Origin of the sequence: Longimicrobium sp. (assembly GCA_036389795.1) — a bacterium.
Lineage (GTDB): Bacteria > Gemmatimonadota > Gemmatimonadetes > Longimicrobiales > Longimicrobiaceae > Longimicrobium.
The window spans coordinates 16,711-42,297 of sequence record DASVWD010000285.1 but is presented as its reverse complement, the minus strand read 5'-3'; the positions used below and the strand labels follow the sequence as shown (position 1 = coordinate 42,297).

The 25,587-nt window shown below is 72.7% G+C and carries 23 protein-coding genes; 19 read left to right on the top strand and 4 right to left on the bottom strand.

The window, feature by feature from the left end:
- The first annotated feature begins 263 nt into the window (after window positions 1-263).
- From VF746_32005 to VF746_31990, 4 genes are all read left to right on the top strand, one after another.
- Entirely contained in the window at window positions 264-905 is a 642-nt protein-coding gene (locus tag VF746_32005; protein ID HEX8697087.1) for an NADPH-dependent F420 reductase, read from the top strand.
- 155 nt (window positions 906-1,060) lie between these two features.
- Window positions 1,061-2,332 carry a hypothetical protein gene (locus tag VF746_32000; GenBank protein HEX8697086.1) on the top strand — a complete coding sequence of 424 codons (1,272 nt, stop codon included), beginning with the start codon at window positions 1,061-1,063 and terminating at the stop codon, window positions 2,330-2,332.
- 10 nt (window positions 2,333-2,342) lie between these two features.
- Window positions 2,343-3,338 carry a hypothetical protein gene (locus VF746_31995; protein HEX8697085.1) on the top strand — a complete coding sequence of 332 codons (996 nt, stop codon included), beginning with the start codon at window positions 2,343-2,345 and terminating at the stop codon, window positions 3,336-3,338.
- Between the two features lie 17 nt (window positions 3,339-3,355).
- On the top strand, window positions 3,356-4,522 hold the full coding sequence (locus tag VF746_31990) for an FAD-dependent oxidoreductase (GenBank protein HEX8697084.1): 1,167 nt from the start codon (window positions 3,356-3,358) through the stop codon (window positions 4,520-4,522).
- 83 nt (window positions 4,523-4,605) lie between these two features.
- On the opposite strand, the gene VF746_31985 is transcribed toward VF746_31990, so the two are convergent.
- Entirely contained in the window at window positions 4,606-5,322 is a 717-nt protein-coding gene (locus VF746_31985) for a hypothetical protein (GenBank protein ID HEX8697083.1), read from the bottom strand.
- 439 nt (window positions 5,323-5,761) lie between these two features.
- Between VF746_31985 and VF746_31980 the strand changes: the two genes are divergently transcribed.
- A complete protein-coding gene (locus tag VF746_31980) occupies window positions 5,762-6,106 on the top strand; it encodes a hypothetical protein (protein ID HEX8697082.1) in 345 nt (114 codons plus the stop codon).
- A gap of 160 nt (window positions 6,107-6,266) precedes the next feature.
- On the opposite strand, the gene VF746_31975 is transcribed toward VF746_31980, so the two are convergent.
- The gene (locus VF746_31975; protein HEX8697081.1) at window positions 6,267-6,602 is read right to left on the bottom strand and encodes a hypothetical protein; all 336 of its coding nucleotides are present in this window, start codon (window positions 6,600-6,602) and stop codon (window positions 6,267-6,269) included.
- A 290-nt stretch (window positions 6,603-6,892) separates the two neighbouring features.
- Here VF746_31975 and gnd point away from each other — a divergent pair, with 290 nt between their 5' ends.
- On the top strand, window positions 6,893-7,819 hold the full coding sequence (gnd, locus tag VF746_31970) for a decarboxylating 6-phosphogluconate dehydrogenase (GenBank protein ID HEX8697080.1): 927 nt from the start codon (window positions 6,893-6,895) through the stop codon (window positions 7,817-7,819).
- Entirely contained in the window at window positions 7,816-9,378 is a 1,563-nt protein-coding gene (zwf, locus tag VF746_31965) for a glucose-6-phosphate dehydrogenase (GenBank protein HEX8697079.1), read from the top strand. The genes gnd and zwf overlap by 4 nt, the downstream gene beginning before the upstream one ends.
- A gap of 146 nt (window positions 9,379-9,524) precedes the next feature.
- On the opposite strand, the gene VF746_31960 is transcribed toward zwf, so the two are convergent.
- A complete protein-coding gene (locus VF746_31960; protein ID HEX8697078.1) occupies window positions 9,525-10,490 on the bottom strand; it encodes a Clp protease N-terminal domain-containing protein in 966 nt (321 codons plus the stop codon).
- Window positions 10,491-10,668: 178 nt separating this feature from the next.
- Here VF746_31960 and VF746_31955 point away from each other — a divergent pair, with 178 nt between their 5' ends.
- The 8 genes from VF746_31955 to VF746_31920 all read left to right on the top strand — a co-directional run bounded on the left by VF746_31955 (window position 10,669) and on the right by VF746_31920 (window position 18,807).
- On the top strand, window positions 10,669-11,265 hold the full coding sequence (locus VF746_31955; GenBank protein ID HEX8697077.1) for a hypothetical protein: 597 nt from the start codon (window positions 10,669-10,671) through the stop codon (window positions 11,263-11,265).
- Window positions 11,265-12,089, top strand: a complete 825-nt coding sequence (gene pgl, locus VF746_31950) for a 6-phosphogluconolactonase (GenBank protein HEX8697076.1) — start codon at window positions 11,265-11,267, stop codon at window positions 12,087-12,089. Before VF746_31955 ends, pgl begins: the two co-directional genes overlap by 1 nt.
- A gap of 437 nt (window positions 12,090-12,526) precedes the next feature.
- Window positions 12,527-14,743, top strand: coding sequence for a 1,4-alpha-glucan branching protein GlgB (gene glgB / locus VF746_31945; GenBank protein HEX8697075.1), 2,217 nt, complete (start codon window positions 12,527-12,529; stop codon window positions 14,741-14,743).
- 142 nt (window positions 14,744-14,885) lie between these two features.
- Window positions 14,886-15,452 carry a helix-hairpin-helix domain-containing protein gene (locus tag VF746_31940; GenBank protein HEX8697074.1) on the top strand — a complete coding sequence of 189 codons (567 nt, stop codon included), beginning with the start codon at window positions 14,886-14,888 and terminating at the stop codon, window positions 15,450-15,452.
- A gap of 292 nt (window positions 15,453-15,744) precedes the next feature.
- Window positions 15,745-17,118, top strand: a complete 1,374-nt coding sequence (locus VF746_31935; protein ID HEX8697073.1) for an acyl-CoA thioester hydrolase/BAAT C-terminal domain-containing protein — start codon at window positions 15,745-15,747, stop codon at window positions 17,116-17,118.
- Window positions 17,119-17,171: 53 nt separating this feature from the next.
- Window positions 17,172-17,714 (top strand): hypothetical protein, encoded by a 543-nt coding sequence (locus VF746_31930; GenBank protein HEX8697072.1) that lies wholly within the window; start codon window positions 17,172-17,174, stop codon window positions 17,712-17,714.
- Between the two features lie 48 nt (window positions 17,715-17,762).
- Entirely contained in the window at window positions 17,763-18,260 is a 498-nt protein-coding gene (locus tag VF746_31925; GenBank protein ID HEX8697071.1) for a hypothetical protein, read from the top strand.
- Window positions 18,261-18,273: 13 nt separating this feature from the next.
- Window positions 18,274-18,807: a hypothetical protein gene (locus VF746_31920; protein HEX8697070.1), complete on the top strand. Its 534-nt coding sequence runs from the start codon at window positions 18,274-18,276 to the stop codon at window positions 18,805-18,807.
- 87 nt (window positions 18,808-18,894) lie between these two features.
- On the opposite strand, the gene VF746_31915 is transcribed toward VF746_31920, so the two are convergent.
- Window positions 18,895-19,368: a hypothetical protein gene (locus VF746_31915; protein ID HEX8697069.1), complete on the bottom strand. Its 474-nt coding sequence runs from the start codon at window positions 19,366-19,368 to the stop codon at window positions 18,895-18,897.
- 199 nt (window positions 19,369-19,567) lie between these two features.
- Between VF746_31915 and VF746_31910 the strand changes: the two genes are divergently transcribed.
- The 4 genes from VF746_31910 to VF746_31895 all read left to right on the top strand — a co-directional run bounded on the left by VF746_31910 (window position 19,568) and on the right by VF746_31895 (window position 25,450).
- Window positions 19,568-20,488 carry an alpha/beta hydrolase gene (locus VF746_31910; GenBank protein ID HEX8697068.1) on the top strand — a complete coding sequence of 307 codons (921 nt, stop codon included), beginning with the start codon at window positions 19,568-19,570 and terminating at the stop codon, window positions 20,486-20,488.
- A 195-nt stretch (window positions 20,489-20,683) separates the two neighbouring features.
- Window positions 20,684-21,070, top strand: a complete 387-nt coding sequence (locus VF746_31905; GenBank protein HEX8697067.1) for a BlaI/MecI/CopY family transcriptional regulator — start codon at window positions 20,684-20,686, stop codon at window positions 21,068-21,070.
- A complete protein-coding gene (locus tag VF746_31900; GenBank protein ID HEX8697066.1) occupies window positions 21,067-23,793 on the top strand; it encodes a M56 family metallopeptidase in 2,727 nt (908 codons plus the stop codon). Before VF746_31905 ends, VF746_31900 begins: the two co-directional genes overlap by 4 nt.
- A 526-nt stretch (window positions 23,794-24,319) precedes the next feature.
- Complete coding sequence (locus tag VF746_31895) at window positions 24,320-25,450, top strand: hypothetical protein (GenBank protein HEX8697065.1); 1,131 nt, start codon at window positions 24,320-24,322, stop codon at window positions 25,448-25,450.
- Window positions 25,451-25,587: the final 137 nt, after the last annotated feature.

Here is a 25,587-nt window from a genome sequence, read left to right as displayed (position 1 = left end):
TCATCGCGGGACCCACACACGCCGTTCAGCCGGGTCGGGCTCCACGGTCGGCAGCTTAATGTGGAGGCACAACGACGCCCGTCACAGATGGCAACCGTTCCCCGCCGAACCGTGGCCCCGACCGGCTGGCCGCGCGACAGGGCCGACTCCCGCGAGGGGGCCGGCCCTGACGCTTTCCGGCAGGCCTTGCGCCGCCTCGCCCGCGGGCCGCACCTTCCCCCCTCCCTCTCGATCCGATGTCCACTCCTGACGGAACTCAGCCCATGAAGATCGGCATCCTCGGCACCGGCGTGGTGGGGCGCTCGCTCGGGCTCGGCTTCGCGCGGCGCGGCGACGAGGTCATGATCGGCTCGCGCACGCCGGAGAGCGACGCGGTGCGCGAGTGGCTGGCGCAGGCCGGGCCGGCCGCGCGCGCGGGGACCTTCGCCGAGGCCGCGGAGTTCGGCGAGCTGGCCGTGCTGGCGACGCTCTGGGCGGGCACCGAGAACGCGCTGCGCCTGGCCGGCCCCGACCACCTGGCGGGGAAGGTGGTGGTCGACGTCACCAACCCGCTCGACTTCTCCGGCGGGGCGCCCCGGCTGGCGGTGGGGCACTCCGACTCGGGCGGCGAGCAGGTGCAGCGCTGGCTCCCGGGCGCGCGGGTGGTGAAGGCGTTCAACATCATCACCGCGGGCGAGATGGTGGACCCCGACTTCCCCGGCGGCCCGCCCACGATGTTCGTCTGCGGCGGCGACGAGGGGGCGAAGCGGACCGTCGCCGGGATCTGCGAGGCCTTCGGCTGGGAGGTGGTGGACGTGGGCGGGATCGACGGCTCGCGCCTGCTGGAGCCGCTGGCGATGCTCTGGATCACCCACGGCGTCCGCTCCGGCTCGTGGAGCCACGCCTTCAAGCTGCTGCGCAAGTAGACGGCGGCGGGCTGGCGCTGAACGGGGCCGCGAGGAGGTTGCCGGCCGGGTACGGCGGGGGTACTCTTCCCGACGTGCGGGGGCGTTCCGGCCTTCCCCCCCTGCCCCTGCATCGCCTGCCTGCCGACCTCACGCCTTCCACCGAACTCCCGCTTATGAACCTCTCCGACCTTGCGACATCACTGGTCCAGGAGGCCGAGCTCCGGGCCCACTTCCGCTGGCCCGAGGCTGTGGTGGGTGCGGGAGGAATCGAGCAGACCGAGGTGTTCGAAGGACTTTCCAAGCTGGTGGAAGACGTGTCCGGACGGGCGGTGATGGCGAGCGTGTTCCTATGGAATGCGCTCTCCCATTCCGAGCGCTTCGCCTCCGCTCTCTCGCACTATGCGCACGCGGAACGGTTACGCCGGCTCCTCGTTTTCCACGAGCTGGGCGGCGTGCCTCGGTACGACCTGCTGCTCCTGTCCACGGACCCGAGCCTCGCAAACCGCAGGTCGGTCTCGCTCCCCGAGTTCCTCAACCAAGCCGGCATACGCCCTGGCGACCTCGAGAACGGCGCAGAGCAGTGGATCGATGAAGTCGTGCACGATTTCGAAATACTCCCTACCGGTGGCGGAGAGGATGACGCCGGCGTGGCCACAGGCGACCCCGCCGGCGCCAAGGGTTCGGCCGGGGCGCCAGGTCGGGACCAGACGGTCTATCGGCTCGCCCTGTTGAACGCGATGGACCGGCTCATCTCCCGCGGCACCTTCCGTGAGATGATCGCCCGGCAGCCGTTCAGCCTGTTGTTCGCCCCCATGCCGAAGACCAGCCTGACGAGCGCGGTCGCGTCTCCGGCGTGGGGGGTGGCGGTGGAGCGGGAGCGGCAGCCCGCGTTTACGGCAGGGGTGGTTACGAAGGGTCCGGGGGGCCGTCACGGCGTCACCGGGTGCCTCCACGGCCTGGTTGCCGACCCGGAAGCGCTCCCCGACCTGTTCGCCGAGCGGGGGGCCGCGTGCGTGGTGGGACAGGCGGTATACGTGGATAGTGTGCTGGGAGTGGTCCGATCCGCCGACCTGATCACCGATAGTTGCTTTATTGAGCTAGGAGAGGAGCGGGCACCGGCGACTCCCCAAGCGGTCCGGCCGCTCCTGGACGAGTGCCCGACTCCCAAGCAGCGCGTGCACTTCGAAGGGATCACCTCGCAGCGGAAGTCGACGTTTGTCACAGGGATGGACCTCAACCTCCCCTTCCCTCTGCGGAATGAGCAGGGCAGGGTGTACACGCAGCCCGTCACCCGTCCGGGCGACTCCGGGTGCGCGCTGGTCGACGAGGGCTCCCGCGTGCTCGGGTTCAGCTTCTGCCGGACGGCGCTGAACGAGCCGATCGAGTTCGCGGAGTGGATCTGGGCCGCATCGGTGTTCCGCGCTCTCAAGCTGCCTGTGTATTGAGGAGACCACAATGGGATGGTGGAACGATCTGTTCCGGAAGCGGGCGCAGGACTGGGTATACGCCCAGCTCGACGGGCCCCAGGTGCCGGACGAGCCGAAGGAGAAGGAGGAGGTGCCGGTAGACGGCGCGTATCTGACCATTACCCTGCGCTCGCTGCGCGTGGTGAACGTTCGCAGGCTGGCAACGAAGTTCTACGGAGTGGTGCACAGCTTCGCCACGCTCAATCACCTGTCGGGGAAGGACGCCTCCTTCCACACGGTCACCAGCCCCGCGGAGCTGCGGAACATCGACCCCGCGAACCTGGACCGGGTGATCACCGTCAAAAAGACGCTGCTGGGCCCAATCCCCTATCGGGGGGAAGGCGTCGGGCTGGAGCTGGGCCTGTTCTCCATCAAGGAGGCCGACCTGGCGGCTCCCTTCATCGACCTGCTGGAGAGCGCGTCGTCGGCGGCCGGCGTGTCGGTCGTCAGCACCGCGCTGCCCTTCATCGAGCCGCTGCGCAAGGGAATCGATGCCATCACCGGCGCTTCGGGAGACTCCATTTTGGAGATCGGCATATCCGACACCTACAATCCTCCCCGCACCGGGTGGTGGGTGGTGATGCGAGCGCGCAAGGGCACGGTGGACGTCTCGAAGCTGCGAGTCACGCCGACGGACTTCCGACTGGTGGACGCCGACGGGCAGCCGGTGCGCGACTACCCCTACGTGGTGTTCTCGATCTCCCAATCCGGCAGACGCGACGATTGGTTCAAGCTGCCGGACCTGACGCGGCCGTACCAGGAACTCCGGGAGGCGGCCCGCAAGGGCGACTACGAGGCCGTGAAAGAACTGATTGCCACCTTCAAGCGGACGGCGCTCACCAGCGACGACCTGATCACCGCTGATGCGATGCGGATCGGACAACTCGTGCAGGAGCAGGCGGAGGCGGTGCTGGGCAGAACGATGACGGCGCGCTCCGCCGAGCGCGACCTGCCACCGCTGGAGAGCTATCCCCTGTACGCATGAGCCAGATGGACACGAGGGTGGCAAGCACGCGGGAGCGGTGGCTGGAGGTAGGGGAGGGGCGACCGACGGACAACGTCCCCGTGTGGGAGGACGGTGCCGCGCTCGGTCTTCCGCGGCTGGAGGGCGAGGTGGAGGCGGACGCGTGCGTCGTCGGGCTCGGCGGCTCGGGGCTGGCGTGCGTGGGCGAGCTGCTGCGGCTGGGGCAGCGCGTCGTCGGGCTCGACGCGGGGCCGGTGGCGGGCGGCGCGGCGGGGCGCAACGGCGGGTTCCTGCTGGCGGGGAGCTACCACTTCTACCACGACGCGGTGCGGGCGTACGGCCGCGGGCGGGCGCTGGCCGTCTACCGCCTGACGCTGGCGGAGATGGACCGCATCGCCGCGGAGACGCCGGACGCGGTGCGGCGCGTGGGCTCGCTCCGGATCGCCGCGTCGGGCGAGGAGGAGCGCGACTGCGCCGAGCAGCTCCGGGCGATGCGCGCGGACGCCCTGCCGGCCGAGTGGTACGACGGGCCGGAGGGGCGCGGGCTGCTGATCCCCACCGACGCGGCGTTCGACCCGCTGCGCCGCTGCCGGTCGCTGGCCCGGCGCGCGGCGGAGGGCGGCGCGCGGCTCTTCGAGCACTCGCCCGCCGTGGAGCTCTCCGGGTCGGGGGTGCGCACACCCGCGGGGCGGGTGCGGGCCCCGCGCGTGATCGTGGCGGTGGACGGCGGGCTGGCGCGGCTCTTCCCGTCGCTGGCGGGGCGGGTGCGCACGGCGCGTCTGCAGATGCTGGCGACGGCGCCGCTCGGGGAGATCCGCTTCCCGCGCCCCGTCTACCTGCGCTACGGCTACGAGTGGTGGCAGCAGCTCCCGGACGGCCGTATCGCCCTAGGCGGGTTCCGCGACCGGGGCGGCGAGGGGGAGTGGACGGATGAGGCGGAGCCGGACGGCTTCGTGCAGGAGATGATCGAGACCTTCCTGCGCGACCGGCTAGGCGTCGACGCGCCGGTCACCCACCGCTGGGCGGCGTCGGTGGGGTACACGGCGGACGGGCTGCCGGTGTTCGAGGAGATGGCGCCGGGGCTCTGGGCCGTGGGCGCGTACAGCGGCACGGGGAACGTGATCGGCGCCGTGTGCGGGCGGGCGGCCGCGCAGCTCGCCGTCCGCGGCGAGTCGGAGCTGGCGGGGTCGTTCCTGCAAAAGTGACGAAGCGACGCGATCCTCCACCTGAAACGAACCGCCCGCGCAGAAGAACTGCGCGGGCGGTTTCTATTTCCTTGGCTGCTGCGTCAGGGCCGTCGCTCGTCGGGAGGCGGGCCCATCGCTTCGGGGCCGTCGTATTCGAGCACGGCCGCGCGAGCCTCCGGGCTGAGCGAGGCGAAGAAGCCGGGCCTGCTGCGGATGCGGCGCCGCGCTTCCTCCTGCGTGGGGAGCGGCGCCTCCCTGCGCGCGAAACGGGCGAAGCGGTCGATGAACCCGCTCGCCTTTTTGCGCTTCGGCGGCTGAACCGTGTGGATGGACTTCTTCATCGTCATATCTCCCGTTCGCAATATACCGGTTTTTTCGCCCTTCCAGGCAACGTCGAAGCCGAGCAGTTGATAGTATTGCAACAGGTTAGGGTCCGGGTAACGCAGGCGGAGGCGTTTGGCGCCGAGCGCGAGGCCGTAGCTCCGCGCGACTGCGACGGCCAGCGGAACCACCTTTCCCCGCAACGGCACGGAAGGTGGCTCAGGGCGCCGCTCCACGTACGTGAGGGTCACCGTGTGGCGCACGCCGCCCGAGCCAGGACGCGACGCGTGGCCCAGGGCCAGGCCGCACAGGTCCGGACCATACCAGATCGCCAGCGGCAGCAGCGCCGCCCTCCGGGGCTGAAGCGCAACCAGATCGGGCCAGTTCCAACCGCCAGCACCCGAGGGATGCGAACCGGTCCACGTGTCACTCCAGCGGGCAAGAGCCCGTCGATCGATGTCGGCCAGGCGGAGCCGTGGCCCGATGCTTCCGCTCAAGATCGCATCATCTCTCGCTGCGGCATATGCTTCCCACCTCAACGCGGCGTGCCGGGCCAGCGCGTTTCGATATTGATCGGACAAACTGCGCTGTCTCCTTGCCTCCACAAGCTCTGATCACTTTGAATTCTTTCGACCGTCCATAGTATTCGTTTTAATGATGATTGGATAGATGGACGCGGGTAATGATAGATGGAACCAGGGCCATGCATCGCCCCTCGTACATCCGGATCCTTGCGAAGCCTTTCTTCCAGGTGTAATTGCAACCGTCACGGACACCGTCAGACCGAAGCATGTTCGGAGGGATCACGCTTTGATCACCAGTTTGCTCAGAAACCGCCTCTCGCTCACACGCCTCGTCATCGTCGGTTTGCTCCTGGGCGCGTGCGGGAACCCACGAAACGACGCGGCCACGGAGCTCGAGCGGCTGCACGAGGCCATGCAGCGCCACGCGGCCCAGTATCACCGCTACCCCGACACCCTTGACGCCGGCCGCCCGGCCAGCGCCACCAACCTGCCCTATGCACCGCGGCGGGACGTGGCCGTGCGCCTGGTCGGCTCCACCGCGGACGGCTACCAGGCCCAGGCCCGCCGCAAGTCGTGGATCTGCTGGATCATGGTCGGCCCGGGGCAGCCCGCCACGCCGGACTGCTCCCCCGTCAGCCCCTCCCTGCGCAACGCGCCCGACTCGGCCGGCCAGCCGGCGGGCGGCCTGGAGGGCGTGCTGCAGCCGGGCGCCTCGCCGGCGGATTCTTCCCCCACGGACTCGGCGGGAGGACCGTGAGCGCCGGCTCCTGGCCGCGGCGGGAGGCCAACGTACGATCCATCCGGGCTGCACCCTTTGGTGACAATGCCCGGAGAAGGCGGCCCGGGCGAAACACCCGGGCCGCCGCGTCGTCCCAGCCGCGCCTGCCGTCGCTCGCCCGGCGTCATCGCGCGCACCGTCACGGCCCGGTGCAGCGGTGGCAGTTGGACGCTTCGCTGAACGCGCACTCGCAGCTGTACTCGGCGGTGCACTGGCAGTAGCTCTCCTCCCAGGTGTAGTAGCCCTGGCACCCGCCGCCCCCGTCGCTCAGGCAGTCGTTGAGGCTGACGCATTGCCTGCAGCTGGGGTCGTCCTGCAGCGTCGGCTCGCAGGTGGACCAGTACTGCGTATAGTACGGGTCGCCTTCGTAGCGGCATGAGTTGGCGCGCACCGTACCCTTCAGGGACGGCTGCTCGGCGACGGTGAGGAAAGACTCCACCCGCAGGTCGTCCAGCTCCAGCTTCAGCTTCCGCATCGTGGTCTCCGCGTGCAGGGTGAGGGGCCCTCGGTGGGGCTTCCGGTTCCGCCACTATGCGCGCGTGAAGGGCTCGGGACGATCCCGTCTCGCGCCCCATCGGCGCTCACGTAAGCGGACGCATTTTCGGTGCAAGAGCCTGTATCGGCGCGTTGAGGTCGTGCGCCGGCATCGCTCCATGCCCGGCCCTCCTCCGCCATCGCGAACCGCCCCTTGCGGAGCCGTCCCGGGCCGCGTAATTGCAGCTTCGCGCCGGCAACGTACCGGCGGACACGAACGGGGAGGCGGCGATGCGGCTGGGGATGGTGGGGCTCGGGAAGATGGGCGGGAACATGGTCACGCGCCTGCTGCGCGGCGGCCATGAGGTGGTGGTCTACGACCTGGACCCCGAGCTGACGAAGCGCGTCGGCTCCGCCCCCGGCGCGGCGGCGGCGGGGTCGCTGGAGGAGATGGCCGCCGCGCTCGAGCCCCCGCGCGTGGTGTGGGTGATGGTCCCCGCCGGGGCGCCCACCGAGGACACCCTCCGCAGGCTCGCCGGCTTCCTCCAGCCGGGCGACGTGCTGGTCGACGGCGGCAACACCAACTTCCACGACACCCAGCGCCGCGCGGCCGAGCTGGGAGAGAAGGGCGTCCACCTGGTGGACGCCGGCACCAGCGGCGGCGTGTGGGGGCTGGAGGTGGGCTACTGCCTGATGGTGGGCGGCGCGCCCGAGGCGGTCGGGCGCTGCGAGCCGGTCTTCCGCACCCTGGCGCCGCCGGACGGCTACCTGCACGTCGGCGCGAGCGGCGCCGGGCACTTCACCAAGATGGTCCACAACGGGATCGAGTACGGGCTCCTGCAGGCGTACGCCGAGGGGTTCGAGATCCTGCACGCCTCCGGGATGGGGCTGGACCTGCGCGCCATCGCCGCGCTCTGGAACCACGGCAGCGTGGTGCGCAGCTGGCTGCTGGAGCTGCTGGAGCGCGCCTACGCGGCCGAGGGGCAGGACCTGGAGCGCATCCGCGGCTGGGTGGCCGACTCGGGCGAGGGACGCTGGACGGTGGAGACGGCGATCGACCTGGACGTCCCCGCGCCGGTCATCACCCTCTCCCTCCTGGCCCGCTTCCGCTCGCGGCAGGAACAGAGCTACGCCGCGCAGGTGATCGCGGCGCTGCGCAACCAGTTCGGCGGGCACGCGGTGAAGGAGGCCACGCCCGGGGAGCCCGTCCCCGGATGAGCGACGCGCCCCCCGCCACCCGCGTCCGGACCAGCGCGGGCGCCCCCGCCGACACGCCGCTGCGCCGCACCATGCGCAGCCCGCGCGTCCCCCAGCCGCACGTCTTCGTCATCTTCGGCGCCACGGGCGACCTGACGCGCCGCAAGCTGCTGCCGGCCGTCTACCGCCTCTTCCGCGACGGCCTCCTCCCCGACTCCTTCGCCGTGGTCGGCTTCGCGCGCGAGCCGATGACGGACGACGACTTCCGCGGTCGCATGCGCGCCGCCCTGGCCGAGTTCGGCGGCGAGCCCGAGCCCGGGCGCTGGGACGAGTTCGCGGAGCGGCTCTCGTACGTGAGCTCGGTCTTCGAGGACGAGGCGGGCTTCGCGCGGCTCAAGGAGCGGCTGGAGGCGCTGGACCGCGAGCGGGGGACGGCGGGGAGCCGGCTCTACTACCTGGCCGTGCCGCCGGGGGTGATGGAGACGGTGGTGGAGGCGCTGGGGCGCGCCGGGCTGGCGCGCGATCCCGAAGATGCGGCGTGGACGCGCATCGTGGTGGAGAAGCCGTTCGGGCGCGACCTGGCGAGCGCCGAGGAGCTCAACCGCGACCTGCACCGCGTGTTCGACGAGCGGCAGATCTTCCGCATCGACCACTACCTGGGGAAGGAGACGCTGCAGAACCTGCTGGTGTTCCGCTTCGGCAACCTGCTGTGGGAGGCGGTGTGGAGCCGCAGCCACGTGGACCACGTGCAGATCACCGTGGCGGAAGAAGTCGGGGTGGAGCGGCGCGCCGGCTACTACGAGAAGGCGGGGGCGCTGCGCGACATGGTGCAGAGCCACCTGCTGCAGATCCTCACCCTGGTGGCCATGGAGCCGCCCGCCAGCTACGACGCCGACTCGATCCGGGGCGAGAAGGTGAAGGTGCTGCGCGCGGTGCGCCCGGTGCGCGGCGAGGACGTGGCGCACGAAGTCGTCCGGGGCCGGTACGCGGCCTCCGCCGACGGGTCGAAGCCGGGCTACCGGGAGGAGCCGGGCGTGGCGCCGGACTCGCGCACGGAGACGTTCGCGGCGCTGCGCCTGTGGATCGACAACTGGCGCTGGGCCGACGTGCCCTTCTACCTGCGCACGGGGAAGCGGCTGCCCAGGAAGGCGAGCGAGGTGGTGGTGCGCTTCCGCCCGGCCCCGCACCCGATCCTGGACCTGGTGGAGGGCGACCGCCCGCAGCCGAACGCGCTGGTGCTGCGCATCCAGCCCGAGGAGGGGATCTCGCTCTTCTTCGAGGCGAAGGTGCCGGGGCTGCTGGGGCACCTGAAGCCGGTGAGCATGGACTTCGACTACTGCCGCGCCTTCGGGCTGGAGAGCCCCGAGGCGTACCAGCGCCTCCTGCTGGACGCCATGCTGGGCGACGCCACCCTCTTCGCCCGCGAGGACGAGGTGGTGGCCGCCTGGACGCTCGTCACCCCGATCCTGGAGGAGTGGGAGAAAGGCGGCGAGCCCGAGCCCTACCCGGCGGGCACCTGGGGCCCCGAGGGCGCCGACCGCCTGATCCGCGAGGACGGGCGGGAGTGGAGGGCGCCGTAGGGAAGTACGAAAGTACGGAGGTACGAGGTACGAGGTACGGGAGTGCTGTCGAAGCCTTGCCCGCGCCGGGATCCGACGCAGCGCCGAAGCCGGCCGGGCAAGGCTTTCTGCAGTTGTAGCCGCGGCTTCAGCCGCCCTTCACGGCTTCAGCCGCCAGCGGGCTCCTCTCCCTGCCTGTCGCCGTTGAAGATGCCGGACATGGCGCGCTCCAGGGCCTCGCGCAGCCCGGCGGCGGTGGCGCCCAGGTGGAAGGCGGCCACCACGACCGGACGCAGCAGGCCGACCAGGTTCTCCGCGCGCGCGTCGTCGGGGCGGGGGCCGGCGCGCTCGGCCACGCGCGTGCCGCGGGCGCCCTCGGTGACCACCACGCCCAGGCGCTCCAGCTCGGTCCAGGCGCGCGCGACGGTCCCGGGGGCGATGTCGAGCTGGTCGGCCAGGCTGCGCACGGAGGGGAGCCGCTCGCCGGGGCGCAGCCGGCCCGTGGCGACGGCCTCCTGCACCTGCGCCACGAGCTGCTCGTAGATGGAGCGCTCCGACGCGTCGTCGACGCGCGGGACGAACGCCGCGCCAGGGCCCCGGCCCCGCATCGCGTCGCGCACCTGCTCCAGGGTGACGCCGTAGCCCCGCAGCGTCCGCACGGCTTCGCTCTTGTGGTCGTGGAGCACGCCCAGCAGGAGGTGCTCCGTCCGGACCTCGGAGTCCCCCTGCTCGCGCGCCTCGGCCATGGCGCGCTCCAGCACGCGCTTGGCGCCGCTCGTGTAAGGGAGCTCCGAACCGAGGCGAACCGGCCGCCGCACCACGGGCAGACGCTCCATGTCCGCGCGGACGTCCTGCGGCGCGACCCCGAGCCGGTCCAGGAGGGCGGACACGTCCCTGTCGCCCAGCAGGCCCAGCAGGATGTGCCCGGGCGCGACGCAGTCGTGCCGCAGCCGGATCGTCTCGTCGCGCGCCCGGGCGAGAGCGCCGCGGACGCCGTCGGTGAAGTGGTAGTTCATCGCAGCCTCCGCGACTCTGAAGGTTGGCTCGGTCCACACGACCCCCCACTCGATGGGGCTCCGGTCGCGCATCCGGGCCAGGGCGCGGCGGACGCCGTCGGCGAAGTCGAAGCTCATCGCAGCCTCCGCTCGTGGAGGGGTGACTTGTATCAGTCTACATGATACATAGTCGTGCCGCGCGATTGTGTCAACAGGATTGATACATACCGGAGTGCAAAGCCTGACGCCGGGGCATACGGGGTGCGGAGCTCGCCGCTCGCCTGCGCCTTTCCCCGGTCGTGAACGGGAGGAGATCATGCGCGCGACACCGTGGCAGGCGGCCCGCGGCGCCCTGCTGCTGGCCGTGCTGGCGCTCGCGGCGGTGAGCCCGGCGCGGGCGCAGGATGACGGGGGCCGCGCCTGCTTCCAGCCGCGCCCGCTCCCGGCGTGCCGCGGCTTCTGGATCACCGAGTTCGGGGTGCAGTGGTTCGTCTCCACGCCGCCGGGGGTGCACAACGTGCGGCGCTGGCTGGCGACGTGGGACGTGGGGTGGATGCGCAACCGGTCCGCGGACCACGCGGTGGGCGGGAGCGTGTTCCTGGCGCTGAACGACCACGCGCTCCGCTCTGGCGTGCGGGCGCGCTACCGCCGCTGGGTGACGGACGACGTGCCGGTGGACGTGGCGCCCGCGCTCATCCTTTTCCAGGCCGACGAGGACCTGGAGGTGCGCACCCGGCTGGGCGCGGCGCTGCAGGGGAGCGTGGGCCTGCGCGACTGGGCGGCGCTCTCCACGCAGGTCGAGGCGGCGTCGGGGGTGCGGCTCCAGGCGGGTTTTCGTCTCGGCGGCTACGCGGGCGCCGCGGCGGGGCTCGGCCTGCCGCTCTTCGCGCTGGTGAACGCGGATGACTCCTGATGACTCCTGAGCCGCGCGTCCAGATCCACCCCGACGCGGGCGCCGCCTCGCGCGCGGTGGCGGAGGGCTTCGCCACCCGGGCGCGGGAGGCGGTGGAGGCGCGCGGGCGCTTCGCGGTGGCGCTCACGGGCGGGGGCTCGCCGCGCGCGGCGTACCGGCTGCTGGGCGAGGAGCCGCTCGCCTCGCGGGTGCCGTGGGAGGGCGTGCACCTGTTCTGGGGCGACGAGCGCTGCGTCCCGCCCGGCCACCCGCGCAGCAACTTCGGGATGGCGTGGGCGGCGTTCGTCTCCCGCGTGCCGATCCCCCGGGGGAATGTGCACCGAATGCGCGGCGAGCTGCGGCCGGAGGACGGGGCGCGCGCGTACGCGGAGGAGCTGGAGCGCTTCTTCGGCGCGAGCGCGCCGCGCTTCGACCTGGTGCACCTGGGCGTGGGGCCGGACGCGCACGTCTGCTCGCTCTTCCCCTTCGACGAGCTGCTGCGCGAGCGGGAGCGGTCGGTCGGCGTGGCGGTCCACCGCCCGCTCGGCGAGCCGCGCATCACGCTCACCCCGCCGGTGCTGAACGCCGCCGCGCGCGTGGAGATGGTCGTGCTGGGGCGCGACAAGGCGGAGGTCGTCCGCCAGGTGCTGCGCGGGCCGCTGGATCCCTTCCGGCTCCCGGCGCAGCTCGTCCGCCCGGCCGCGGGCGAGGTGGTGTGGGTGGTGGACGAGGGGGCGGCGGGGGGGTGGAGTAGGCAGCTCGCGCGCGTTCCGGCGGCCTCCCGCGCGGCGGCGGGCGAGGTGGTGTGGGTGGTGGACGAGGGGGCGGCGGCGGGGGTGGAGTAGGCAGCTCGCGCGCGCTCCGGCGGACTCCGGCGCGGCGGCGGGAGGCCCTCACCCGCCGCCTTAGAGCGGCAACCCTCTCCCAACTTCGGGAGAGGGTGGACTTCACGGATTCGGTGCGGACACGGGGGTCGTTACCGGCTGTCCCCTGTCACCTGTTCCCTGTCACCTGCCGTTGCGTGAGGGATGCGCGCCCGGAGGGCCGGGACGCCGCCGCGACACGGGGTTTCGTCGCGGCGGTGGCCCGGCGCGGTTGGGCACGGTCGTATCGTGCCCTACCGCGCGCGCAGCCCGGCCCGGAGCGCAGCGGAGGGACACGCCCTAAACCGCAGTGCGAAGTGCTGAGTGCGAAGTGCGCGGCACGCCCTTCGCAGGCGGGAGCGCGCGTTTCCTCGATATCGGATCAGGTGAGACCAGGGCAGGGACGGGACGGCAGCGTGATGGCTTCAGCGACCCTCGAGTTCGACGTGCGGCAGATCGTCCGCGGCGAGCACCCCGACGTGTTCCGCGTGCTGGGGATGCACCGCGTCTCCCTGGCCGGCGAGCTACGGCTGGTCGTGCGCGCCTTCCTCCCCGGCGCCACGTCCGCGGCGGTGGTCGACGCCGAGACGGGCGAGGAGGCGCCGATGGAGCCGGCGCACCCCGACGGCTTCTTCGAGGCGGTGCTCCCGCCGGGCGCGCACGCCTTCCCCTACCGCCTGCGCGCGCGCTGGGCCGACGGGAGCGCCACCGAGCTGGCCGACCCCTACGCGTTCCCGCCCACGGTGGCGGACTTCGACCTCTACCTGGTCGGCGAGGGGACGCACCTGAGGCTGTGGGACGTGCTGGGCGCGCACCCCGACGAGATCGACGGGGTGGCGGGGGTGCGCTTCGCGGTGTGGGCGCCCGCGGCGCGGCGGGTGAGCGTGGTGGGCGACTTCAACGGCTGGGACGGGCGGCGCCACGCGATGCGGCTGCACCCGGGCGCGGGGGTGTGGGAGATCTTCGTCCCCGGGCTGCAGGCGGGCGCGGTCTACAAGTACGAGGTCCAGACGCCGCAGGGGGCCACCTTCCTCAAGGCCGACCCCGTGGGCTTCGCCGCCGAGCACCGCCCCGCCACGGCGTCGGTCGTCCACGACCTGAGGGAGTTCGAGTGGACGGACCAGGAGTGGATGGACCGGCGGCGCGCGGAGGACTGCTACACGCGGCCGATGGCCGTCTACGAGGTGCACCTGGGGTCGTGGCGCCGCGTTCCCGGGGAGGAGGACCGGCCGCTCACCTACCGCGAGCTGGCGCGCGAGCTCGGCGAGTACGTCGCCGAGATGGGGTTCACGCACGTGGAGCTGCTCCCCGTGGCGGAGCACCCGTACGACCCGTCGTGGGGGTACCAGGTCACCGGCTACTACGCGCCCACCCGCCGCCACGGCTCGCCCGACGACTTCCGCTTCTTCGTCGACCACCTGCACTCGCTGGGGATCGGGGTGATCCTGGACTGGGTGCCGGCGCACTTCCCCAAGGACGCGCACGGGCTCCGCCGCTTCGACGGGACGGCGCTCTACGAGCACGAGGACCCGCGCCAGGGCGAGCACCCCGACTGGGGGACGCTGATCTTCAACTTCGGGCGCAACGAGGTGCGCAACTTCCTGCTGGCCAACGCGCTGTACTGGCTGGAGGAGTTCCACGTCGACGGCCTGCGGGTGGACGCCGTCGCGTCGATGCTCTACCTGGACTACTCGCGCCCGGCCGGGCAGTGGGTGCCCAACGCCTTCGGCGGGCGCGAGAACCTGGAGGCGATCCACTTCCTGCAGCAGCTGAACGCCACGGTGCGCGACCGCCACCCGGGGGCGCTCATGATCGCCGAGGAGTCGACCGCCTGGCCGGGCGTCACCCAGGCGCCGCACCTGGGCGGGCTGGGCTTCCACCTCAAGTGGAACATGGGGTGGATGAACGACTTCCTGCGCTTCATCGAGGAAGACCCGGTCTACCGCAAGTACCACTTCAACCTGATCACCTTCTCGCTGATGTACGCCTTCAGCGAGCACTTCGTGCTGCCGTTCTCGCACGACGAGGTGGTGCACCTGAAGGGCTCGCTGCTGGAGAAGATGCCGGGCGACGACTGGCGCAAGTTCGCCAACCTGCGCCTGGCGCTGGGCTTCATGTGGGCCCACCCGGGGAAGAAGCTGCTCTTCATGGGCGGCGAGCTGGGCCAGCGGCGGGAGTGGAGCGAGAGCCGCTCGCTGGACTGGCACCTGCTGGAGGAGCCGCTGCACGCCGGCATGCTGCGCTGGGTGCGCGACCTGAACGCGGTGTACCGGCGCGAGCGGGCGTTCTGGGAGACGGACTTCAGCTACGAGGGCTTCGACTGGATCGACTTCGGCGACGTGGAGCAGAGCGTGCTCAGCTTCGTGCGCCGCGGCGCGCAGTCGGGCGAGGAGCTGGTGTTCGTCTGCAACTTCACGCCGGTCCCGCGCTTCGGCTACCGGATCGGGGTGCCGCGGCCGGGGGCGTACCGCGAGCTGCTGAACAGCGACGCCGAGGTCTACGGCGGGAGCAACCTGGGGAACTTCGGCCTGGTGCACTCCGAGCCCGTCCCCGAGCACCGGCGCGCCGACTCGGTGCGCCTGACGCTGCCCCCGCTGGGGATCCTGGTGCTCAAGCGCGAGGAAGGAACGGCTTGAATCTCACACGGAGGACACAGAGAACACGGAGGAAAAACAGCGTGACGCGTTCGAATCTCTCTGTGTCCTCCGTGTCCTCTGTGTGATATTCTGTCGTTGAGATGCCGGCTGACCACCCACTTTCCTGAAGATCACGGAAGCGATGGCGAAGACGAAGGCGGCGGACGAGACGCAGGCTCCGCGGGCACGGGCGGGCGCGAAGGCGACGGAGTCGAAGGGCGCCCCCGCCCCGGCCGACCCGCCGGAGGTGAAGGCGGCGGCCACCTCGCCGCGCGCGCGGAAGGCCGCGGCGGAGAAGGGCGCCGCCGGGAAGGTGGGGAGCGCCCTGGCGCCGGCGAAGCGCGCCCCGAAGCGGAAGGTGCCGCACAGCGTGGCCGCGCGCACGGCGGACCTGCGGGCGGACCTGCGCGACTTCGCGTCGGCGCGCCCCGAGGGGTGGGGCCACGACGACTGGGTGGGCTTCCTGGAGCACCTGCGCGGCCGCGGCCACGACACCTCCGACGCCGACGCCATCGGCCTGCAGCTGGAGCGCGAGCGGCTGGCGGTTGTCCTGGAGCGGGTGCAGGGGATGGGACCCAGGCGCGTGCAGGCGGTGGTGGAGCGCTTCGACACCTACTGGAGCCTGGCCCGGGCCGATGTGGACCAGATCGCCGCCGTGCCGGGGATGAACCTGGCCCTCGCCGAGAAGGTGCGGCAGGCGGTGCGCTGAGCGAAGCCCGTTACAAACCCGAATCCCCCGGATTGTCATCCTGAGGAGCCGCCGCGCCGGACTCGCGGAATGGGCGAATCTCCGGCGGCGACGAAGGATCTGCGGGCCGGGTCCGAGCGTGAGCCAGGCAGACGCGCGAGTCCCCACCCGCAGATCCTTCGGGCGCACAAGCTCTTGCGCAGCCGCGACTTCGGTGTGTGCGCCCTCAGGATGACAGCGTTTCTGTAGCGCGTTCGTAAATCCCCTATCAGGTAGGACCCGGCGCGGACGCCGCTCACCCCGGAGTCGCCGCATGGACCGCCGCCTGCCATTCCTCATCTTCGTCTGCGCCGCGCTCGCGGCCGCGCCGTGCCGGGCGCAGCCGCGCTTCCAGCTCTCCGCCGACACGGTGCTGGTGGACGAGAGCGTCGGCATCGCGCTCACCGGCCTCCCGCCCGGGCGCGAGGTGACGGTGCGGCTCTCCGGGGAGGGACCGGCGCGGGGGTGGCGGGCGAGCGCCGCCTTCCGCGCCGACGAGGGGCGCGTGGACCTCGCCCGCGCGGCGCCGGTGTCGGGCGACTACGCGGGCGTGCACGCGATGGGCCTCTTCTGGTCGGCGCGGCGCGATTCGGCGGCGGCCCCGCTGCTGGGGGCGCTCAGGACGCCGGACGCGCGCCATCCGCCGGCGCAGCCGTGGGCGCTCGCCGCCGAGATGGACGGGCGCGTGGTGGCGGCCGACACCGTGTGGCGCCGGGCGGTCGCGCCGGACGTGCGCGTCGAGCCGGTGCGCGAGCGAGGTCTGGTGGGGACGGCGTACTACCCTCCGGGCGAGGGTCGCCGCCCCGCCGTGGTCGTGCTGAACGGCTCGCAGGGCGGGATCGCGCCGCCGGGCGCGGCGCCGGGGGGCCTCGCCTCGCGCGGGTACGTGGTGCTGGCGCTCGGCTACTTCGCCGCCGAGGGGCTGCCGGAGCGGCTGGCCGAGATCCCCCTGGAGTACTTCGGGACCGCGCTCCGCTGGCTGGCCGGGCAGCCGTCCGTCGACCCGGAGCGCATCGGGGTGCTCGGCGCCTCGCGGGGCGGAGAGCTGGCGCTGCTGCTGGGCGCGACGTACCCGGAGGTGCGCGCCGTCGTCGCGTACGCCCCCAGCCACGTGGTCTGGCCCGGCACGATCACCGACGCCTGGACCAGCCCCGCCTGGACGCTCGGCGGCCGGGCGCTGCCGGGCATGCACCGGCGCGCGAGCCCGGCGGCGGTCGCGCGCCACGCCGGATGCCGCGACGCACGCGACTGCGCGCCGCTCGCGGTGCACCAGTTCCTGGCCCTGCTCGACGACGCGGACGCCGCGGCGCGCGCGGAGATCCCGGTGGAGCGGATCGACGGCCCGGTGCTCCTGGTCTCCGGCCGCGACGACCTGCTGTGGCCGTCGGCGCTGATGGCGGAGCGGGTGGTGGCGCGCCTGCGCCGCCGTGGCTTCCGACACCCGGTGGAGCACCTGTCCTACCCGGGCGCGGGTCACTCCATCGGCCGCCCCTATCTGGCGACTTCCGAGGTCGGGCGGAGCCGCCCGCACCCCATCACCGGCCGCATGATCACCCCCGGCGGCACCCCGGAGGGGACCGCCCTGGCGAGCGAGGACTCGTGGCGGCGGGTGCTGGAGTTTCTGGACGCGAACCTGCGGCGGCGCTAGAGTAGGTGGGGCCATTCCGTCGGCGGGAACGTGCATCCGGAGGTGGAAACCAGATGCGGTGGACTTTGCTCGCGGCGCTCGCAATCCTGCTCCCCGCCCTCGCCCTCGCCCGGCCGCCGGCGCCCTTCGGGCCGCCATCCAGGGCGCAGGAGGTGCGCGTCTGCGCCACGGTGGGCGACGAGTTGCGCGAGCTGCCAGCCTCGATCGACCCGGCCACGGGCGACACCCTCGTTTCGGGCAAGCCGCTGCGCGAGGTGGTGCCGGAGGCGCGCTACGCCCAAGGGCAGCCCTGGTTCGAGCGGCGCGAGGCGGTGCCCGTCCCTGTCTCCGGCGCCTCCTACACCCGTCGGGCCGTCCAGTGGGGCCTGCCGCGGTCGCTCTCCCCGTCCGACCTGCGTGAGCCCGGGTTCCGGCGCGTCGGCACCTTCCAGGGCGTCGACATCTTCGAGCCGAAGGACCAGGAGAGCCGCATCAGGAACGAGCCACAGCCGGCCGAGCTGCACGGCATCACCCGCAGCTACTACGTGCCGGTTTCCGCCGGGTGCTTGTTCCAGCAGTACTACAATGAGGTCGATGTCGGACCCGTCCGCGGGTGAAGCGCGGGAGCAGATCGGAATCCGGCCACTCCTCACCGGCAGGCGACGATGCGGCGGCTTCACCTCACATTCTTCGCCCTGGCGCTGCTCCTCCCCGCCTGCGCCCCCGACCGGTCGCTGGCACCCGTCGGCCCGCCGGCCAGGGCGCGGGAGGTGCGCGTCTGCGCTGCGGTGGACGGTGAGCTGCGCGAGTTCTCGGGGTGGATCGAGCCGGGCACGGGCGACACGCTGGTCGCGGGCAGGCCGCTGCGCGAGGTGATCCCGAATTACGTGTACGCGGCCGGCCAGCGCTGGTTCGAGCGCGACGAGCCGATCACGGTGGGCAACCGCCGCGTCACCAAGTACGGCATGCTGCGCTCGCTGTCTTCGGCCGACCTGCGGGACCCGGGGCTGCGCCTCTCGGTCACGTACCAGGGCGTCGACGTCTTCGAGTTCAGGGACCGCGTCCCAGGCGACGTCTATTACGTGCCGGTCTCCCCCGGATGCATCTTCCAGCCGTACGGTATACAAGCAACCATAGGCGATCGGCATCCTGGCAGGCCTTGACCGGAGTTCGACTATGAGGCGACTTCATCTCGCGTTCTCCACCCTCGCGTCCCTCCTTCTCGGCTGCGCCCCGGACCGGCCGCTGGCCCCCGTCGGACCGCCGGCCAGGGCGCAGGAGGTGCGCGTCTGCGCCGGGGTGGGCGACGAGCTGCGCGAATTCGCCGGATGGATCGACCCGCGCACGGGCGACACGCTGGTCGCGGGGCGGCCGTTGCACCAGGTGGTGCCGGAGGCGCGCTACGCCCAGGGGCAGCCCTGGTTCGAGCGGCGCGAGGTGATCACCATCCTCAACGGCCGCCCGGCCCATCGGTACGGCCTGCCGCGCTCGCTCTCCCCGGCCGACCTGCGCGAGCCCGGGCTCCGGAAGGTCGGCGCGTTCCAGGGCGTCGACATCTTCGAGGTCATGGACCAGGAAGAGCGCGCGAAAAAGCACGAACCGCCGGACCGTATGCACGACGTCACCCGCATCTACTACGTGCCGGTCTCCCCCGGGTGCATGTTCCAGGCATACCTGTTTCGCGCCTACGTCGGGCCCTTCCGCGGGTAAGCGCGAAACGGTCATCGAACGCCGGATGGTGAGCCACGCAGCATCGACAGAGTCTGCGTTGGTTCTCCGCGCCGTGCGGACCAGGTGCTACATGAGGGGGACGAAGTCGCCCGGCGGGATCAGCGTGCCGGGGATCACGGCGTTGGCCTGGTTCGACCAGACCTGCACGCTCGGGTGGACGGCGGCGTTGGTGCTCTCCACGACCACCTCGTAGTAGAAGCCCACCGTGAACGGCTTGCCCACGCCCACCCCGTTGGCGTTGTGGAAGGAGCTGTTGGGATTGACCGTCGCGACCACTGCTCCCTGGGAAGTCTTCACGCCGGCGCCGACCTTGAACACGGTGACGCGCACCTGCTGGGCGACCGGGCCGTCGTTGAGGACCACCCAGTCCACCGAGACGGCGTTCTGCGGCAGCGAGAAGAGTCCGCTCGTCCGCTTGAACTGGAACTGGGAGGACGAGCCCTCCGGCGGGGCAGAGCCCAGGCCCGACCTGGGAAGGAGCAGGGCGGATCCCACGAGCGCCAGGACGACGGCTCCCACGATGGTCGTCGGTCTGCGCATGCTCGGCTTCATGACCATTCTCCTTGCAGATGATGAGGAGGGATAATGCTCGAAGGGCTGTCTACATAGATCACGGTTCGAACGACACGCAAGAGTGGAGCGTGTCCGCAGAGGAGAGGGAGAGATTTTGATTGCGCTCAATTCAAGTTTAAACTAGTTTAAAATAGTGCTTACGTTCCACTTCATACAAGAAACGACCATGCAGACCACCGCTGGAGCCGATCCGCGCTCCTCGCTCTCCCGCCTGACGATCGACGGCGTCGAGTGGACGTTCTCCGACAGCGGGGACGGGCCGGGTCCGCCGCTGCTTGTGCTGCCGGGCGCGCTCGGGATGGTGGACGCGGCGGGCGCCGCGCTCCGCCGGCTGGCCGAGGGGCGGCGGGTGATCGCGCTCGCGTACCCCGCCGTTCCGGCGATGACGGCGCTGTGCGACGGGATCGCCGCGCTGCTGGACCGGCTGGGGCTGGAGCGCGTGGACGTGCTGGGCGGATCGCTGGGCGGCTGGGTGGCGCAGTGCCTGGCGCGGCGGCACCCGGAGCGCGTGCGGCACCTGGCGCTCTCGCACACCTTCGCGCTGCGGCCCGGCGACGCGCGGCGCATCCGGCTGGGCTCGCGGCTGTGGGCGCTGATCCCCGACCGCGTCTTCTACGCGCTGCTGCGCATGCGCCTGCGCCAGGTGCTCCGGCCCGTGCGCCGCGCCGGCCCCGCGGAGGCCGCGTCCTGGGACGCCTGGCTGCGCGACGGCGTCCGCCGGCAGGTCTCGCGCGCCGCCCTGGCGCGCTACAACGACTGGATGCTGGAGAGCCTGGCCGCGTTCCGCCTCGCGCCGGGCGACCTGGAGAGGCGCGAGGGCCGCGTGTTGATCCTCGAGTCCGCCGACGATCCCATCCTGCGCGCGCGCGACCGGGCGAGGCTGCGGGCGCTGTACCCGTCCGCCGTGGTGAGCACCTTCCACGGCGCCGGCCACGCCACCTCGCTGGCGATGCCCGACGAGTACGCCGCGGCGGTGGCCGGCTTCCTCGACGCCGAAACGGCAGTGCGTGAGTGCGTGAGTGCGCGTGAGCCCGACACAACTGTCCGTTCCGGCGCCGTCGCAGTTGAAGCCTCACGGGGTTTGTGAGGCTTTCCGCGGTTGTTGCTGCGGCTTCAGCCGCCCGTCTCGGCTCCCTGCCCTGGGGAACCGATCCCCATTCCGAACCGAAACTCTTGACGTCCGCCCTCATCTGCTGAATATTCAGCATGTGCGGAATTTTCCGCACTTGCCCCGCCGCGGGAGACCGGCTCTCGCACCTTCACTCCGCACCGTCGCACCGTCATGAGCGAAGCCGTCCTCGCAGGGAGCCGCCGCGAGCGCCAGATCATGGAGATCGTCTACCGCCGCGGGAAGGCCACTGCGGCCGAGGTGCTCGACGACCTCCCGGATCCCCCCACCTACTCGGCGGTGCGGGCGGCGCTGCGCCTGCTGGAGGAGAAGGGGCACCTGCGCCACGAGATGGACGGCAAGCGCTACGTCTACGTGCCTACCACGCCGCGCGTCCGCGCCCGCAGCACGGCGCTGCGCGACCTGGTGCGCACCTTCTTCGGCGGCAGCACCGAGCAGGTGATCAACGCGCTGCTGGAAGAGCAGAAGCCCTCCGGCGCCGAGCTGGAGCGGCTGGCGAAGCTGATCGACGCCGCGCGGCGCGAGGAGACGGGAGGATGAGCGGGACCGATCTCGACTTCGCGGCCGGCGTGGCGCTGCTGCTGGACGCCGGGCTCAAGGCCACCGTGGTCCTGCTGGGCGCGCTGGCCGCCACGCGGCTCATGCGGCGGCGCCCGGCCGCGTCGCGGCACCTGGTGTGGGTGGTGGCGCTCGCCGCCGTGCTGGCGCTCCCCGCCCTGGGCCGCCTCCTCCCCGCGTGGAAGGCGCTTCCCCTCCCCGCCTTCCTCCGCCCCCTCCCCGCCGCGCCGGCGGCCGCTCCGCCCGCGCACCCCGCGGCGCCCGTCTCGCAGCCCGCTTCCGGGCCCGCGCCGGCCGGCGCCCCCGTCGCCGCGCGCGAAGTGCCGTCCCCGTCGCCGGCGGCTCCGCTGGTGTCCGCGCCCGCGAGCACCGCGCCGGCCCCGGCCCGCACGCGGCCGCCGCTGCCGTTCGACTGGCGGATGGCGCTCCTGGCGCTGTGGGCGGCGGGCGGGGCGCTGCTGGTGGTGCGCCTGGCGTACGGGCTGCTGCGCGTGCGCTGGATCGAGCGGCGGGCCACCGAGATCACCGACGAGGGGTGGGTGCACATCACCGACTCGCTGGCGCGGCGGCTGCGCGTGGGGCGCATGGTCACCCTCCTGCGCGAGGCGCACGCGTCGGTGCCGATGACGTGGGGCGTGCTCCACCCCGTGGTGCTCCTCCCCCAGGAAGCCGAGTCGTGGGACCGCGAGCGGCGCACGGTGGTGCTGGCGCACGAGCTGGCGCACATCCGCCGCTGGGACCCGCTCACGCAGTGGATCGCGCACCTGGCGCTCGCCTTCTTCTGGTTCCACCCGCTGGTGTGGGTGGCCGCCCGCCGGATGCGCGAGGAGCGCGAGCGGGCGTGCGACGACGCCGTGCTGGCGCTGGGCACCCGCCCGGTGAGCTACGCCGACCACCTTCTCGACATCGTCCGCTCGCTGGGCTCGTCCGAGGGGCCGGCCGCCGCGCTGGCCATGGCGCGCCGCAGCCAGTTCGAGGGGCGCCTGCTGGCGATCCTGGACCAGGCCACGCCGCGCGGCGGGGTGAGCCGCGGGCTGGGGCTGGCCGCGCTGGTGGTCGCCGCCGTGGCCGTGGTGCCGCTCGCCGCCCTGCGCGCCGCCGAGCCGCGGCTCCCGGACGTCACGGACCCCGGCGCGGTGGTCGCCCGCGTGGTGCCCCCGGCGCAGGCGGCGCGGACGGCCGCGGCGGCGGAGCGGCCCGGGGAGACGGAGAAGCCGGAAAAGCCCGGGCTGCTGGCCCGCCTGGGCGACCGCATCGGCGACGTGCTGGAGGGGATGACCCAGCCCCCCGCCCCGACGGCGGAAGCGGCGGAGCCGGAGGCGTCCGCGGCGGTCCCGGCGGCAGGGTCGGCGCTGCTCGACGAGCGGAAGGTGGAGACGGTCGCGCGCGAGCAGAGCGTGGCCTCCGCCGACGCGCGGGCGCTGATCCAGGCGGTGCAGGACGACACGGGGACGTACAAGCTGGTGATCCGCGCGGCGGGCGGGATCAGCTCGGCGTCGGAGCGGGCGAGCGTGCTGATGGCCGTGCTCCGCCAGGGCGACGTCGGCCGCGACGACATGGTGAGCCTGCTGCGCGTGGCCGGCGGCATCAACTCCGACGGCGAGCGGCGCGAGGTGCTGAAGGCCGCCGCGCGCTCGCGGCTGCTCTCCGACGGCGAGGTGCGCCGCGCCTTCTTCGCCGCCGTGTCGGGGATGGCGTCGCCGGGCGAGCGGCGCGACGTGCTGATGGCGGTGATGGGCGGCTGCCCCGGCGCGCTCCTCCCCGACGTGGTGCAGGCCGCGCGCGCGATGCCCTCCGACGGCGAGCGCCGCCTGGTGCTCAAGGCGGTGGCCGAGTGCGCCACCGCCACCCCCGGGGTGCTCGCGGCGGTGGTGGCCGCCGCGCGCGAGATCTCGTCGCCGGGAGAGCGGCGCGAGGTGCTCAAGGCGGTGGTGCTGCGCCCCCAGGCCGGGCCCGACGTCATCCAGGCGGTGGTCGCCGCCGCGCGCGAGATCCCCTCGGCCGGGGAGCAGCGCGAGATGTTCACCACGGTCCTGCGCCGGCCGGGGCTGACGGAGGCGGTGGTGCTGGCCGTGGTGGACGCGGCGCGGCACGTGCCCTCGGCGTCGGAGCAGCGCGAGATCTACCGGAGCGCCCTGGTCCTGCCGGTGGCGGGCGACAACGTGCTGGCGGCGGTGCTGGAGGGGGTGCCGCACATGAACTCGTCCAGCGAGCAGGGCCTCGTGATGCGCACCATCGCCGCCCGCCGGGTGCTGAGCCCCCGCGTGCGCGAGGCGTACCTGCGGGCCGCGAACGCGATCTCGTCCGACTCCGAGCGCGCCAGCGTCCTGGCCGAGCTGCTGGGCGATCGCCAGGCCGCGGCGTCGCCCGGGAGCGGCGCGCGCTCGGTGCAGGTGGACGGCACGGTCGAGGAGCACCTCTGGAACGCGGAGGTGGAAGTGACCGAGCACGACGGCCGCGTGGCGCGCATCTTCGCGAAGAACGTGGAGTTCGGGCGCCAGCGCTGGGACATCACGCGGATCCGCCGCGGCGGCCGCCTGGTGGTGGAGGAGAGGGCCCGCGGCCGGAGCAGGCGGCTGGAGATCACCCCCGATGCGGACGGCGGGCTGCGCCACAGCTACCGCGTCGACGGCGAGGCGCGGCCGTTCAACACCGAGGGCGAGAACTGGATGATCGCCATCATCCGCGAGCTCACCGACGGCTGATGCGGAACGGGGACGGGTCCGCCCGTCCCTTTCCCGGCGGTGAAGTGCTGATTTTTCCGCAGGTGGACGGAGTCGGCGCGGGGGCCCTCACCCGCCGCCCTGGAGCGGCAACCCTCTCCCAACTTCGGGAGAGGGTGGACATGACGGGGACCGGCGTGGGGGTGGCGGATGAATCCGCGGCAACAACTGCGCAAAGCCCGCCTGCGCGGGCTCGCTCAGCGCGGGGACGGGTTCGGCGCGCATCGCGGACGATCGTGACCAGATCCTGCGTGAGGGATGCGCGCCCGGAGGGCCGGGACCCCGGAGCGCCGGGGGTTTGGCGCGGAGGGGGCCCGGCGCGGTTAGGCAGCGTTGTTTGCTGCCTTACCGCGCGCGCAGCCCGGCCCGGAGCGCAGCGGAGGGACACGCCCAAACCGCGGTGCGCAGTGCGAAGTGCGAAGTGCGTGAAGAGGACGGAATCGACCGGTCGGCCCGGAAGTGCTGAATACCGGCACTGAGAAGACCATCCGAACCAGGGAGGAGCCAGATGTCCGAGCGGTGGAGAACGATCGCGGGAGCCGTCGCGTTCGCGGGGGCCGCGCTGCTGGTCGGCTGCGGCGGGGCGGCCGCGCAGTCCGGCACCTGGCGCAGCAGCCACACCGACCACGGCAGGCGGGTGGACATCGAGGTGCGCGGCGAGGTGGACTTCACCGAAGACGACCGCGACGTGGCGCGGCTCTCGTCCGACGGGCGGATCTCGATCGAGGAGGCGGTCGCGGGACGCCCCGACCGCCGCGTGGAGTTCCGCCCCGACGCGCGCGGCGGCGTGCAGCGCCTCTACTACGAGGACGGCGTGCAGCGCACGCCCGACGCCGACGACCGCGCCTGGATCGAGCAGATGGTCCTCGGGGTGGTGCGCAGAAGCGGGCTCGGCTCCGAGCACCGCGTGGCCCGCCTGCGCGCCCGCAACGGGGTGGACGGGGTGCTGCGCGAGATCGACCAGCTCGAGGGCGACGGCGGGAAGCGGCAGTACTACGCCGCCCTGCTCCGCTCTCCCGGCCTGCGCGCCGACGAGACCGCGCGCATCCTCCGCCACGCCGGCCGCGTGATCGACTCCGACAGCGAGAAGCGCTACGTGCTGGCGCGGGCGCTGGAGCGCGCCTCGCTCGGCCCCGCGGAGATGGCGGCGCTGCTCGAGGCGGCGGCCACCATCCGCTCCGACAGCGAGAAGCGCTACGTGCTGGCGCGGGCCCTGGAGCTCGGCCCGGGCCCCGCGGAGCTGGCGGCGCTGCTCGACGTGGCGGCGGGCATCAGCTCCGACGGCGAGCGGACGTACGTCCTGGTGCGCGTGGCGCGCGCCGACCCGCTGGCCGACGCGCGCGTGCGGCGGGCGTTCTTCCACCAGGCGGAGGGCATCTCGTCCGACAGCGAGCTGGCGCGCCTGCTGTTGACGGTGCTGCGGCGCGACGGCGCCCGCGACGACGCGGTGGCGGCGGCGGTGCGCGCGAGCGAGCACATCTCCTCCGACGGCGAGCGGGCGCGCGTGCTGGTCTCGGTCCCCGAGCGCAGCCTGCGCAGCGAGGCCGTCCGAGACGCGTTCGAGCGCGCGATGGACGGCATCGGCTCCGGTGGCGAGCGGGCGCGGGTGGCCCGCTGGTTCGCGCGGGCGGCGACGTGAGCGCGCGCGCAGCCCCGGCGCGGAGTGCAGCGGAGGACACGCCCGAACCGCCAGTGCGTTAGTGTGTTAGTGCGTTAGTGCGTTAGGGGCGTGGGATTGGAATCGCCCGTTCGCGTACGCGGATGTGCTGAAATATC